The following is a 12,822-nucleotide window of genomic DNA, read 5'->3' on the forward strand; positions in this document are numbered from 1 at the left end:
GGGTGCGCCATGGCGGCCGCCTGTCGTCGCGCGGCGGCGCGCGCCGCATGTCCATCATGCCGTTGCGTCCGCATCGGCCGTCACGGCCCGCTTGCCATCGAATCGTTTCCATCGTTTCTGCCTGCCCGCGTCGAGCGAACCGGTAAAATGCGCGCCGTCCTCGCGCGGCCGGCCTGTCCGACCGTTCGCGCGAACGCAGCCGATCGTGCCCCGCAACTATATCGTCCGAGCTATCCGCGCTATTACAATCCGCCGATAGCGTCGCAATAGTGGCTGGTTACAGTAGGCCGGCCTCGCGCTGCCTTACAACAATTCGGCATAAACAACAAGCAACACGACAACCCGACCGGAGAAACGCCTTCATGGAATCCATCAAGCGGTATTTCGGCTTCGACGAAGCCGGCACCGACTTCCGCACCGAAATACTCGCGGGCGTCACCACGTTCCTGACGATGGCCTACATCATCTTCGTCAACCCCGCGATCCTCGGCGATGCCGGCATGCCGAAGGAATCGGTGTTCGTCGCGACCTGCCTCGTCGCGGCGCTGGCGTCGATCATCATGGGCCTGTACGCGAACTACCCGATCGCGTGCGCGCCCGGCATGGGCCTGAACGCATATTTCGCCTACACGGTCGTCAAGGGGATGGGCTTCACGTGGCAGGCCGCGCTCGGCGCGGTGTTCATCTCCGGCTGCCTGTTCCTGCTCGTCACGCTGTTCCGCGTGCGCGAGGCAATCGTCAACGGCATTCCGAAATCGCTGCGCATCTCGATCACCGCCGGCATCGGCCTGTTCCTCGGCATCATCTCGCTGAAGACCTCGGGCGTGATCGTCGGCAACCCGGCCACGCTCGTCACGCTCGGCGACCTGCACAAGCACGACACGATCCTCGCGATCGTCGGCTTCTTCACGATCGTTACGCTCGACCACCTGCGCGTGCGCGGCGCAATCCTGATCGGCATCATCGGCGTCACGATCCTGTCGTTCTTCTTCGGCGACAACCAGTTCCACGGCGTGTTCTCCGCACCGCCGTCGATCGACGCGACGCTGTTCAAGCTCGACATCGGCGCCGCGCTGTCGACCGGCATCATCAACGTGATCCTCGTGTTCTTCCTCGTCGAGCTGTTCGATGCGACCGGCACGCTGATGGGCGTCGCGAATCGCGCGGGGCTGCTCGTCGAAGGCAAGATGAACCGCCTGAACAAGGCGCTGCTCGCGGACAGCACCGCGATCGTCGCGGGCTCGGTGCTCGGCACGTCGTCGACCACCGCGTACATCGAAAGCGCGTCGGGCGTGCAGGCCGGCGGCCGCACAGGCGTGACGGCGATCACCGTTGCCGTGCTGTTCCTCGCGTGCCTGTTCATCGCACCGCTCGCCGGCGTCGTGCCGGCTTATGCGACCGCACCGGCACTGCTCTACGTGTCGTGCCTGATGCTGCGCGAGATGGTCGACGTACCGTGGGACGACGCGACCGAAGCCGTGCCGGCCGCGCTCACCGCGTTGCTGATGCCGTTCACCTACTCGATCGCGAACGGCGTCGCGTTCGGCTTCATCGCATACGGCGGCCTGAAGCTGCTGACCGGCCAGGCGCGCACGGTCAAGCCGATCGTGTGGATCATCGCGGCCGTGTTCCTGTTCCGCTTCTTCTATCTCGGCAGCGAGTGACGCACGCGCGCCCGTGCGCTGCAAGATGAAACGAAAACGCCACCCTCGCGGTGGCGTTTTTGCTTCGTGCTCGGCGGGGCGATGCGCGACGCGCAAGCCAGCTTCGGTCAAGCGTCCGCCTGACGGAGCACCCAGCGGGCGAACGCCTGCAACGGCCCCTCGCTCAGTTCCAGCGGCTCGGGCAACACGAGACAGAAGCGCTTGATCACGCCCCGCGCGTCGGGCCAGGGCGCCGCGAGCAACCCTTGCGCGATCTCGGCGTCGACATAGAGGCGCGGCACCAGCGCGACGCCGAGCCCGGCCAGCGCCGCCGCGATCAGCATCGAGTAAAGATCGTAGCGTGCGCCGGCAGCCGGATTGTTGACCGGCAACCCGGTCTCCTGCACGTATGCCGACCACGCGTCGGGCGTCTGGCGCTTGTGCAGGCGCGGCAGCGTGCCCAGCAACATGTCCGGCGGGCCGCCCGCGAGCAGCGACGGATGGCAGACCGGCACCAGCACCTCCTCGCACAACCGGTACGTATGCATGCCGGCCCAGGCCGGATGCTCGAAGTGAATCGCCGCATCGAACCCGCTGCCGGCCAGCACGAACGGCTCCGCACGATCGGCGAAATGCACCGTGATGTTCGGATGCTGGGCCTGGAATCCGTTGAGCCGCGGAATCAGCCAGCGCGTCGCAAAGGTCGGCGTGACCGCGATATCGACGCTGCCGCCGTCGCCCGGCTGCCCCATCATGTACTGGCTGTCGCGCTCGAGCCGGTCCAGCACTTCGCGAACCTGCGCCGCATAGCGCGCGCCGTTCGGTGCCAGCCGCACGCGGTTGCCGATCCGCTCGAACAGCGCGACGCCCAGGAAGGCCTCCAGCCGGCCGATCTGCCGGCTGATCGCACCTTCGGTCAACGCCAATTCGTCGGCCGCGCGCGCGAAGCTGCCGTGCCGCGCCGCGGCCTCGAATGCCATCAATGCCGAATTGCTCGGAATCCTGCGTCGCGTCACGATGGCTCCCGGTTCGACCGCCCGCCGTCGATTATGGCTTGATCAAATGTCATTGAACGGTGACGAATCATCGTTTTTCTCTCATTGTTCCGCTCATTATCATGACAAAAACTCAACCCGTCGAGCTGACCCATCGATTCCGAAGGCCGCTCGCCCCTGCGGAGAAGTCATGATCTATGCCGTTGAATGCAGCATCGCCGAGCCCGCCGTCGAAGCCGAGTGGAACGACTTCTACAGCCGGGTCAAACTGCCCGCGCTGATCTCCGTATCCGGCTTTCGCACGTCGCAACGCTTTCGCGCACTTGGCGGCGACGGCCCCGTCTACCTCGCGCTGCACACGATCGACGGCCCGGACGTGCTGACGTCGGCCGAGTATCGCGACAACGGCGGCGGCAATTTCGCGCGCTGGCAGCCGTACATCGTCGAGTGGCGCCGCAACGTGTACGACTGCGCGGCACCCGCGCCGGCCGTCTCCGGCCGTCAATGGCTGGCCGTTTGCGACGACCCCGCCCCGTTCGCGCGAGCAGGTATCGCGGCCACGGCCATGCACGCGGTCGCGCTGGATCGCCGGCCGGCCACGCGCTGGCTGGCCGTCCTCACGCACGATCAGGCTCGGCTCGGATCCGATGGCGCGATCCGGCTCTATGCGGCGATGGGCGAGCGGCTCGTCAGCACGCCGACGCCAGCAACCGCACGCTGACCGGAGCCGGACCATGCCCAGCGTCACGATTCTGATTCCCGAAACGAGCATGCCGACCAGATCGGCACTCGACGCACTGTCGTCGGCCTGCGAGCAGCTCTGCACCGACGTGTTGAGCGCCGCACCCGGCACGGTTCACGTCGCATACGTTCCGGTCCGGCACGGCCTCGGACATCCGGTCAGCGCGGAGATCCGCATGCGCACCTCGTCATTTCGCACCACTGAACTGATGGACTGGTTCATGACCGAGCTCGATCGCGAGATTCTTCGCCACACCGGATTCGTCGCACGCATCCGCTGCTTCGGCTACGGCACCGCTCACCTTTATGCACGCCATTGACCCATGAACGCACCCGTTCCGCGCCCTTCCTTCCCGCGTCGCCAGGTCGGCGAGTTCACGGTGACCGCGATCAGCGACGGCACGCTGACGGCCGGCCTCGACCTGCTGTCGAACATCGACGTCGACGACGCGGCCGGCATCATGCTCCAGGCCGGCATACAAGTGCCGTCCGACGTCAACATCAACTGCTACGTCATACGCGGCAACGGGCGCACCGTGCTCGTCGACACTGGCGCCGGCGGCATCCGCAGCTGGGGCGGCCTGCTGCTTCCATCGCTGTCGCGAGCCGGCATCGACGCACGCGACATCGACACGGTCCTGCTGACGCACGCACATCCGGACCACATCGGCGGCCTGCTCGACATGAACGGAAACCCGGTCTTTCCGCAGGCGGAAGTGCTCATTCACGAACGGGAACGTGCATTCTGGCTGGACGACGGCATGTACGAGCGGGCAAGCGAGCGCGCACGCGTCAATTTCCGGATCGCGCGGCAGACGTTCGACGTGTATCACGCGCAGCTGCGCACCATCGAGGCCGGCGACGTACTGCCCGGTATCGTCGCGGTCCCGCTGCCGGGACATACGCCAGGCCACACCGGCTATCGCGTCGAATCGCGCGGCGAGCGCCTGCTGATCTGGGGCGACCTCGTGCATTTCGCGCCGATTCAGGTTGCCCGCCCCGACGTGTCCATCGCGTTCGATCACGATCCGTCGCAGGCCGCATCGACGCGCGCGGCCACGCTCGCCGAAGTCGCTTTGGATAACTTGCCGATTGCGGGCATGCACCTCGCCGACACGGGCTTCGCACGCATCACGCGCACGAACCGGGCACCCGGCGATGCATATGTGCTGATCGGGGCGGATTGAGCGCGGCGGAACACGGGCGTGGCGGCACGCCGCTCGATGCTCGAATCGAGCCGGGCACCGCCCGCCGCGCGAGCGCGCTATCGGAACAACATGCGCGGATATGACACGGGCGCCGGTATCCGGCGCCCGCTCCGTCGCTGTCCGGTCGTCCGGCTCAGCGGCAGTTCGCTTCGTAGAAGCGCACGTAGCCGCTGCGCAGCGTCACGCATTGCGCGCGCGTCTCGGACAGCAGCCGCCGCGCGGCTGCCTCGATACGCTCGCGGTGCTGATCGTACGCACCGACCATGTCCTCGAAGCGCGGCGATGCCGCACCGAAATGATCCTCCAGCGCCTCTGCGGTGATCTGACATTGGACGCGCTCGCCATTGACCAGCGCCGTGAAACCGAGCATCAGGTCGCGCCCCGAATATTCGGGCTTCTCATTCGTGAAATGGATCTGCATGGGAGCCGCCTCGTCCGGTAGAAAGCAAATGACCGCGTCCGTCGTCCGCCACCGGCCGGACGAAAATGTACGCGGGCTCGCCGGCAGAGGCAGTATCCACGGGGGTATGGCGCGGACGATGCGTGCCGGTTGCATTCCACTTTAGACGGTTTCGCGCAGGAGGCAAATTTGCGATGCGCGTCGTTCCGACGCGCATTTTCATCAGACCAGCGCGCGACATCGGGCACCATTTGCCGAGCGGCGTCAGTGGGGATCGGTGGGCCAGACGTTCAGCGCGATCGCGGCGGTCGTGGCGCCGACCGCGATCGCGGTGGCCCCGTAGCTCACCGCATCGCTCAGGTCGAACAGCAGACCATGGATCGCGACGGCGATGCCGCCCAGCATGATGAAGGTGGCGATGGCCGCCAACACGACTCTCAGTTCCGTCCGAACCATGATGGGTCTCCCGAACGGATGCATGTCACGTCGCATGCATGTTGCGATGCGGAACACGGCGCGTGCGTGCTCCACTTCCATCATTGCAGGCGGGCGCTTAAACGCAAGGGGTTTTTGTACGCAGTCGCCGAACGCGCGCGGCGCTTGTATGATGAGGCGATATCGACAGCGGCGGCCCGGGTGGTGGATGGTGCGGTGCAAAGGGTGCGGTCTCGGCGGCCGGGAAGCATGGGGCCGTAGTTGGCGCTGAAGCGCTAGCTGAGGCCGACCGCGAAGCATGGGGTCCCAGTAAGCGCTAAAGCGCTAACTGAGGCCGACCGCGAAGCATGGGGTCCCAGTAAGCGCTAAAGCGCTAACTGAGGCCGACCGCGAAGCATGGGGTCCCAGTAAGCGCTAAAGCGTTAACTGGGACCGACCGCGAAGCATGGGGTCCCAGTAAGCGCTAAAGCGCTAACTGGGACCGACCGCGAAGCATGGGGTCCCAGTAAGCGCTAAAGCGCTAACTGGGACCGACAGGAGACAAGACATGCCTCAATCTTTCGTGCTGCCCGCCACCGCGGGCCGCAACGACCTGCTCGCGCAGGCGCATGCCCGTTCGACCGCGGTCGGCCTGCGCGCAAACGAGCGCCCCGATTTCGCGCCGCTGTCGCGGCTCGCGCTGCGCGAACTGCTGGACACGAACCACGCATTGTTCGCGCACGCGCGCCCCGTGATGGAAAACCTCCACGCGCAAATCGCCGACACGCAAAGCCTCGTGCTGCTCACCGACGCCGACGGCGTGATCCTGCACAGCATCGGCGACGCGGACTTCATCGAGAAGGCGAACCGCGTCGCGCTATGCACCGGCGTATCGTGGGCCGAAGGCGCACGCGGCACCAACGCGATCGGCACCGCGCTCGCTTCGGGCCAGGCGGTCGCCGTGCACGGGTCCGAGCACTTCCTGCGCGCGAACCATATCCTCACCTGCTCGTGCGCACCGATCATCGACCCGTTCGGCCGCACGCTCGGCACGCTCGACGTGAGCGGCGATCCGCGCGGCTTCAGCCCGCATACGCTCGCGCTGGTGCGAATGTCCGCCCAACTGATCGAGAACCACCTGTTCGCGAACCAGTGCGCCGAAGCACTGCGGCTGCGCTTTCACGCCCACGAGGATTGCGTCGACTCGCTGTTCGCCGGGCTCGTCGCGTTCGGCCCCGATGGCGGCCTGATCGCCGCGAACCGAAGCGCGCAATTCCAGCTCGGCGCGACCTTCGATGCATTGCAGCATCGAAGCTGCGATGCGCTGTTCGGCATGCATTTCGGCCAGCTGGCGCAGCAAGCGGCCCGCGCGCCCGGCGCACCGTTTCGCCTCACGCTGTCGACCGGCGTGCGCGTGCTCGCACGCTGCGAATTCGCTGAATCGCACAAGACGGCCGTCGCGGTCACGCCGCCCGTGCCCGCCGTGCGCACGCGGGCGCCCGATCCCGACGCGATCACGTTCGCGGCGCTCGACACCGGCGACGCGCGAATGGCTGCCGTGCTCGAGCGCGTCGCGAAGATTCGCGGGCGCGATCTGCCGTTGCTGATCCTCGGCCAGACCGGCACCGGCAAGGAATGGCTCGCGCGTGCGCTGCACCAGGCATCGCCGCGCGCGGACGGCCCGTTCGTCGCGGTCAATTGCGCGGCGCTGCCGGATTCGCTGATCGAAGCGGAATTGTTCGGCTACGAAGACGGCGCGTTCACCGGTGCGCGCAAGCGCGGCAGCCCCGGCAAGATCGTGCAGGCCGACGGCGGCACGCTGTTTCTCGACGAAATCGGCGACATGCCGCTCGCGCAGCAAGTCAGGCTGATGCGCGTGCTGCAGGAGCGCGCGGTGATGCCGCTCGGCGGTGCACGCGCGGTGCCGGTCGACGTGCGGGTGGTCTGCGCGACCCACCGCGACCTGCGCGCGATGATCGCCGAAGGCACGTTCCGCGAAGACCTGTTCTACCGGATCAACGGGCTCGCGGTCACGCTGCCGCCGCTCGCCGCGCGCACCGACCTGCCGGTGCTGGTCGAGCGGATCCTCGCGCGGCTCGGCCGCAGCGAGCCGATGCCGAGCCGCCTCGCGACCGATGTCCTCGACGCATTCATGCGGCACCGCTGGCCCGGCAACCTGCGGCAGATGACCAACGTGCTGCGCACGGCCGGCATGCTCGCCGAAGACGAAGCCGAAATCACGCTCGCGCACCTGCCCGACGATTTCTGGCTGGACTGCGACGACGCGCCCACGGCGCAGCCCGCGCCGGTCGAAACACGCGAAGCGACGACGCTGCAGAGCCATCAGGCCGCGGTGATCGACGCGGTGCTCGCGCGGCACGGCGGCAACGTATCGGCCGCCGCGCGCGAGCTCGGGCTCGCGCGCAATACCGTGTACCGCTACCTGCGCCGACACTGACGTCCCGGGCCGGCCGCCCACGGGCGCCGGCCGCACCGCCTTCGGGTATGCTTGGCGCTTGCCCTGCCCCTGTCTTGCCGCCGCGCCGGCACCCGCTTCGCCCCATGACCGATCCTGACCACCCGCCCGTCATACGCATCGAGCCGCTCGGTGCGACGTTCGACGCCCCCGATTCGCTGACGCTGCTCGAAGCCGCCGCGTTCGCGCACGTCAGGCTGCCGCGCTCGTGCCGCAACGGCACGTGCCGAAGCTGCCTGTGCAGGATCGTGAGCGGCAGCGTACGCTACACGATCGAATGGCCCGGTCTGAGCCGCGAGGAAAAGGCCGACGGCTTTACGCTGCCGTGCGTGGCCGTCGCGACGTCGGACGTCGTGCTCGACGTGCCGGACGCGGTGATGATCGACTGAACGCGGCACCCGCCCGTGCGCCGTCCCGCATCGAGGATGCCCGCCTGGAGAACGTGATGACCGAATCCACCGATCGCATCGAGAAACAAGCGTTGCTCGCCGCGCCGCTCGCGCGCGTCTGGGAAGCCGTCAGCAATGCCGGGGAATTCGGCACCTGGTTCGGCGTGACGTTCGACGGGCCGTTCGTCGCCGGCCGGCCGCTGTTCGGCCGCATCACGCCGACGCGCGTCGACGACGACGTCGCCAGGGCACAGGAGCCGTATGCCGGCACCGTGTTCGAAATCGTCGTCGACCGCGTCGAGCCGAAGCAACGGTTTTCCTTTCGCTGGCACCCGTTCGCGATCGATCCGAACTTCGATTACGCGTCCGAGCCGATGACGCTCGTCACGTTCGCCCTCGCCGAAGCGAACGGCGGCACGCTGCTGACGATCAGCGAAACGGGCTTCGACCAGTTGATCGAAGCGCGCCGCGCGAAGGCGCGCGAGATGAACGATCAAGGCTGGGCCGCGCAGATGATGCTGATCACGAAGTATCTCGCGAAGCACGCGTAAGCGCGTCGCGCGTCATTCCCGATATCCGCGTGCCCGCATGCCGTCGCGGCGGGTGCGTGGCATAATCCGCTCCATCGTCGTTCAACCGCCGCCCCGCGCATCGCATGCTGAGTCGTCGTTTCCGGAAGATCGTCAGTCTGATCGGGATGCTCGCCATCCTGATGACCACGCTCGCGCCGACGATCTCGCAGGCACTGACGACGCAAGACCGCGTCGATTCGCTCCTTGCCGGCTACTGCACGGCCGGGCCGGCGAGCGGCGACCATACCGCCGGCGATGCGTCATCGAAGAGTCTGCAGGCCCATCTGCAGGCGTGCGGCTATTGCAGCCTGCTCGCCCATACGCCGGCCGTGCCCGCGCCCGAACTGACGTTCGCGGCCAACCTCCGCCCGCTTCAGCATCGCGAAGCAACCCGCTTCGAAAGCCTGCGCCGCACGCTGCCGCTTACGGCCGCACAACCGCGCGCCCCGCCGTTCGCGTCCTGATTCGTCGTCACCGCGCGTGATGCCGTCGCGTATCACGCGGTCCGCACGCGCGCCGCGCGTGCAGCGTCACGTTTCGAAGGACGATCTCATGTTCGACCGTATTGCGCGCAGCGTCGCGCCCAGCGTGCGCTCGTGCGCCGCCAGCGATTACGCGCGGACGGCCGCAAGTCGAATGCATCGTTCTCCTTGTCATTTCCAACCGGATCATCTCGTCATGAAAACCACTGCTTTCCTGCGCGGCGCACTCGTCGCACTCGGCTTCGTCGTCGCACAGGCTGCTCACGCGCATGCACACCCGAAAAACATGGAACCGGCCGCCGACGCCACGCTGTCGAGTGCGCCGCACGCGGTCACGATCGACTTCAGCGAAACGCTCGAACCCGCATTCAGTTCGATCACCGTCACCGACGGCCATGGACAGTCGGTCGCCGACGGCAAATCCGCCATCGACGCCGGCAACCGGAAGCGGATGCACGTCGCGCTGGCGAACCTCACGCCCGGTACGTACACGGTCGCATGGGTCGCCGTGGCGAGCGACGGGCATCGCACGCAGGGCCGCTACACGTTCACGCTGAAATGACGCACGTAACGCATACGACGTCCGCGCGGCGCTCTTCCCTATCCGATCAGGAACACACTCGATGAAACGCTCGATTCCGACCGCCCTGCTGTTCGCAATGCTGGCGCTGCAGGTGCCCGCCACGTTCGCCGCGTCGGCCGTCCAGGCCGATGCATGCTGGATCCGCACGATGCCGGCGACGGTGCCGTCGTCCGGTTACTTCACGCTGAAGAATGACGGCGACAAGCCCGTGACGCTCACCGGCATCGATACGCCCGCGTTCGGGATGGCGATGATGCACGAGACGCAGACGGCCGGCAGCACCGCGAAGATGGTCCACGTCGACGCGGTCGACGTGCCCGCGCACGGCACGGTGACGTTCAGGCCGAAGGGCTATCACGTGATGCTGGAGGAACCGCGCCAGCCCGTCGCACCCGGCGCGAAGGTGCCGTTGCGGCTGCATTTCGCCGACGGCGCGACGGTGTCCGTGTCCTGCGACGCGAAGGCGCCCTCCTACACCGGCCAGTAACGGCCACCTGCGCAACCGCCGAAGGAGATGCAGATGAGCAAGGAACGCATGCCGCTGGCCAACCTGATCGTCCGCTACCGGACGCCGCTGAACGTCGCCGTGTTGATCGCCTGCGGGTTGTGGGCCGCATGGATCGCGTGGATGACGCGGCCTTCCGCGATCGATTCGCCGTCGTCGATCGCCGCCTACTGCGTGCGCGACGCACGCTGACGCGCCGCGCCGGTTCCGGCGGCACGCCGCGCCATTTTGGCGTGGCATCATCGCGTCATCCCGACCGCCGCCGGAACCCTTCTCGGAGCCACGCATGTCCATTCAGACCTGGATGCTGTTCGCCGCAGCCTATCTCGCGACGACGCTGTCGCCGGGCCCCAACGTGCTGCTCGTCATCCGCAACACGGTGCGCTACGGCTCGCGCGGCACCGCCGCGACGATCGCGGGCAACCTCGTCGCGCAAGGCGCGGTGGTCATGCTCGTCGCGCTCGGCGTCGGCGCGGTGCTGGCCGCGATGCCGCCGCTGTTCGTCGCGATGAAGGTCGTCGGCGCCGCGTACCTGATCTTTCTGGGCATCCGGCAACTGCGCGGCGACCGCAACGCACGCTCGCCCGCGAACCGCACCGCGATCGTCGAACCCGATCGCAAGAAGCTGTTCCGCGAAGCGCTGTTCGTGTCGGGCAGCAATCCGAAGACGATGATCTTCCTGTCGGCGTTCATGCCGCAGTTCGTCGCGTACGATCGCCCGGTCGCAATGCAGTTCGTCGTGATGTACGCGACGATCGCATGCACCGTCGTCGTCGTGCACAGCGTCTATTCGTTCGGCGTGCGCCGGCTCCAGCGCGGCATCGGCGCCGGCCCGTGGGTCCGCGCGGCCAAGCGCGCCAGCGGGCTGCTGTTCGTCGGTCTCGGGATCAAGCTGTTGGCCGCGCGGCAGGCGTAGGCGCCGGCACGCGGACGGCCTGCGTCGCGGCGCGGACGGCCCCGTCAGCCCTTCGATACGGCGAGTGCTGCCGCGATCTCGCCGAACGACGGCCGCGCGTCGACATCCTCGTTCAGGCAGGCGGCCGCCAGCGCGTCGAGTGCATGCGAACCTTCCCACGCCTGCGGCTCGCACCGCGCCAGCAACTCGCCGAGCAGATAGCCGAATGCCCTGACTTCCAGCCGTTCGAGCCGCGCGGCGCGCACGCGGTCGTTCACGTCGTAGACCGACGCCGCGCCGAAATCGCCGAGCAGCGCGCCGCCCTTGCCGTCATGCAGGATGTTGTGCGCGTAAAGGTCGCCATGCATGATGCCGCGCGCGTGCAAGTGCGCTGCAACCGACGCGATGCCGAGTGCGATCCGCGATGCGTCGGCCGGCGCGAAGCGCGCATCGGCCGCATACACGTCGCGCGTGCAGGACGCGAAGCTCGGCGGCCCGGCCAGGTTCGTCAGCGCCGGATCGACCCGTTCCATCACGAGTCCGTGCGTGCCGTCCGGATGGCCGCGCACCTTGCCGATCACCGGAATCATGTGCGGGTGACGCCCGGCGTGCAGGCAGGCGGCCATTTCGCAATCGGGCAGCCCGTCGCTCGTCACGGCGCCCTTGAACAGCTTGACCGCGACCGTGCGCGGAACCTGCCCCTCCGCCCGCCACTGCGCACGATAAATGACGCCCGAGGCGCCTTCGCCGAGCTTCTCGTCGCAAGCGAGCGACGTCCAGTCGATGTCCGCGACGCCCGGCTCGGCCGACGCCGCGGCTTCCGGCGCGGCGCCGAACGGATTGCCCGCGGACGCGAGCCACGCGAGGCGCGGCAGGCGCAGCAGCCAGTCCGGCAACGCATCGAGCCGGTTCGCCGACAGCCGCACCAGTTCGAGCGCACGGCACGCGGCCATGTCGGGCGGCAACGCGCGCAGCCGGTTGCCCGCGAGCATCAGCTTCTGCAGGCGCGCACAGTCGCCGATCGTGGCCGGCAGCTCGTCGATTTCGTTGTCGGTCAAGATCAGCCAGCGCAGCGCGCGCGGCAGCGAACGGGGCGGCACCGTGCGGATCCGGTTCGCCTTGAAGCCGATCATGTCGAGTTCGGCGCACGTGCCGAGCACTTCCGGAAATTCGGTGAAGCGATTGCCGGACGCGAACAGGATGCGCAGGCGTCGCAGCCGCGACAGGTCGTCCGGCAGCGCCGACAGCGCGTTGCCGGACAGGTCGAGCACTTCGAGCGTGTCCGCCAGATCGAAGATCTCGCGCGGAAATTCGGTCAGCCCGCACGCGAGCTTGAGTTGCCGGGCGCCCGCCAGCTGGCCGGCCTGCAGTTGTTCGAGGGTGGTGATCACGTTGGAAATCGGGTAGCGATGGCGAGGGTCGTCGGACCGATTGCCCGAATTCTACCGGGATCGCTTTCGCGAATTCGTTCGTCGTGTCACGCCCTCTTCACAAACGCGCAATGTAACGCTACAATTGC

Annotated in this window: 16 protein-coding genes; 12 read left to right on the top strand and 4 right to left on the bottom strand. The window is 67.5% G+C overall.

Translation table 11 applies throughout. The annotated features are described in order from the left end of the window. Positions 1-362: 362 nt before the first annotated feature. Positions 363-1,664, top strand: coding sequence for an NCS2 family permease (locus HW466_RS20360; protein ID WP_059447241.1), 1,302 nt, complete (start codon positions 363-365; stop codon positions 1,662-1,664). Between the two features lie 107 nt (positions 1,665-1,771). On the opposite strand, the gene HW466_RS20365 is transcribed toward HW466_RS20360, so the two are convergent. Further along, positions 1,772-2,623: a LysR substrate-binding domain-containing protein gene (locus tag HW466_RS20365; RefSeq protein WP_151004593.1), complete on the bottom strand. Its 852-nt coding sequence runs from the start codon at positions 2,621-2,623 to the stop codon at positions 1,772-1,774. Between the two features lie 205 nt (positions 2,624-2,828). Between HW466_RS20365 and HW466_RS20370 the strand changes: the two genes are divergently transcribed. Genes HW466_RS20370 through HW466_RS20380 form a run of 3 tightly spaced genes read left to right on the top strand, consistent with a single transcriptional unit; the run spans position 2,829 to position 4,566 of the window. Then, a complete protein-coding gene (locus HW466_RS20370) occupies positions 2,829-3,359 on the top strand; it encodes a hypothetical protein (RefSeq protein ID WP_059544240.1) in 531 nt (176 codons plus the stop codon). A 13-nt stretch (positions 3,360-3,372) separates the two neighbouring features. Then, on the top strand, positions 3,373-3,699 hold the full coding sequence (locus tag HW466_RS20375; protein ID WP_151004585.1) for a hypothetical protein: 327 nt from the start codon (positions 3,373-3,375) through the stop codon (positions 3,697-3,699). Between the two features lie 3 nt (positions 3,700-3,702). Continuing rightward, positions 3,703-4,566, top strand: a complete 864-nt coding sequence (locus HW466_RS20380; protein ID WP_151004583.1) for an MBL fold metallo-hydrolase — start codon at positions 3,703-3,705, stop codon at positions 4,564-4,566. Between the two features lie 154 nt (positions 4,567-4,720). On the opposite strand, the gene HW466_RS20385 is transcribed toward HW466_RS20380, so the two are convergent. Together HW466_RS20385 and HW466_RS20390 are read right to left on the bottom strand one after the other, a co-directional pair. Beyond that, the gene (locus tag HW466_RS20385; RefSeq protein WP_059447236.1) at positions 4,721-5,008 is read right to left on the bottom strand and encodes a DUF1488 family protein; all 288 of its coding nucleotides are present in this window, start codon (positions 5,006-5,008) and stop codon (positions 4,721-4,723) included. Positions 5,009-5,251: 243 nt separating this feature from the next. Further along, positions 5,252-5,443 carry a DUF2964 family protein gene (locus HW466_RS20390; protein ID WP_059447235.1) on the bottom strand — a complete coding sequence of 64 codons (192 nt, stop codon included), beginning with the start codon at positions 5,441-5,443 and terminating at the stop codon, positions 5,252-5,254. A gap of 526 nt (positions 5,444-5,969) precedes the next feature. On the opposite strand from HW466_RS20390, the gene HW466_RS20395 reads away from it, so the two are divergent. The 8 genes from HW466_RS20395 (at position 5,970) to HW466_RS20430 (ending at position 11,324) form a co-directional block, all read left to right on the top strand. Continuing rightward, positions 5,970-7,859: a sigma-54-dependent Fis family transcriptional regulator gene (locus HW466_RS20395; protein ID WP_151004581.1), complete on the top strand. Its 1,890-nt coding sequence runs from the start codon at positions 5,970-5,972 to the stop codon at positions 7,857-7,859. 104 nt (positions 7,860-7,963) lie between these two features. Next, complete coding sequence (locus tag HW466_RS20400; protein ID WP_151004579.1) at positions 7,964-8,266, top strand: 2Fe-2S iron-sulfur cluster-binding protein; 303 nt, start codon at positions 7,964-7,966, stop codon at positions 8,264-8,266. A gap of 56 nt (positions 8,267-8,322) precedes the next feature. Further along, positions 8,323-8,817: an SRPBCC family protein gene (locus HW466_RS20405; RefSeq protein WP_151004578.1), complete on the top strand. Its 495-nt coding sequence runs from the start codon at positions 8,323-8,325 to the stop codon at positions 8,815-8,817. A gap of 104 nt (positions 8,818-8,921) precedes the next feature. Then, positions 8,922-9,302 (top strand): DUF2946 domain-containing protein, encoded by a 381-nt coding sequence (locus HW466_RS20410; protein WP_059544249.1) that lies wholly within the window; start codon positions 8,922-8,924, stop codon positions 9,300-9,302. A 214-nt stretch (positions 9,303-9,516) separates the two neighbouring features. Further along, positions 9,517-9,882 (top strand): copper homeostasis periplasmic binding protein CopC, encoded by a 366-nt coding sequence (gene copC, locus HW466_RS20415; RefSeq protein ID WP_059447753.1) that lies wholly within the window; start codon positions 9,517-9,519, stop codon positions 9,880-9,882. A 61-nt stretch (positions 9,883-9,943) separates the two neighbouring features. Then, positions 9,944-10,390, top strand: a complete 447-nt coding sequence (locus HW466_RS20420) for a copper chaperone PCu(A)C (protein WP_059943466.1) — start codon at positions 9,944-9,946, stop codon at positions 10,388-10,390. Between the two features lie 33 nt (positions 10,391-10,423). Beyond that, positions 10,424-10,600, top strand: a complete 177-nt coding sequence (locus HW466_RS20425; RefSeq protein ID WP_170296662.1) for a hypothetical protein — start codon at positions 10,424-10,426, stop codon at positions 10,598-10,600. 94 nt (positions 10,601-10,694) lie between these two features. Then, a complete protein-coding gene (locus HW466_RS20430) occupies positions 10,695-11,324 on the top strand; it encodes a LysE family translocator (RefSeq protein ID WP_151004576.1) in 630 nt (209 codons plus the stop codon). A gap of 44 nt (positions 11,325-11,368) precedes the next feature. Here HW466_RS20430 and HW466_RS20435 read toward each other — a convergent pair whose 3' ends face one another. Beyond that, positions 11,369-12,694, bottom strand: a complete 1,326-nt coding sequence (locus HW466_RS20435; RefSeq protein WP_059769112.1) for a leucine-rich repeat-containing protein kinase family protein — start codon at positions 12,692-12,694, stop codon at positions 11,369-11,371. Between the last annotated feature and the right edge of the window lie 128 nt (positions 12,695-12,822).

The sequence above is a fragment of the Burkholderia territorii genome (assembly GCF_902833055.1).
Lineage (GTDB): Bacteria > Pseudomonadota > Gammaproteobacteria > Burkholderiales > Burkholderiaceae > Burkholderia > Burkholderia territorii.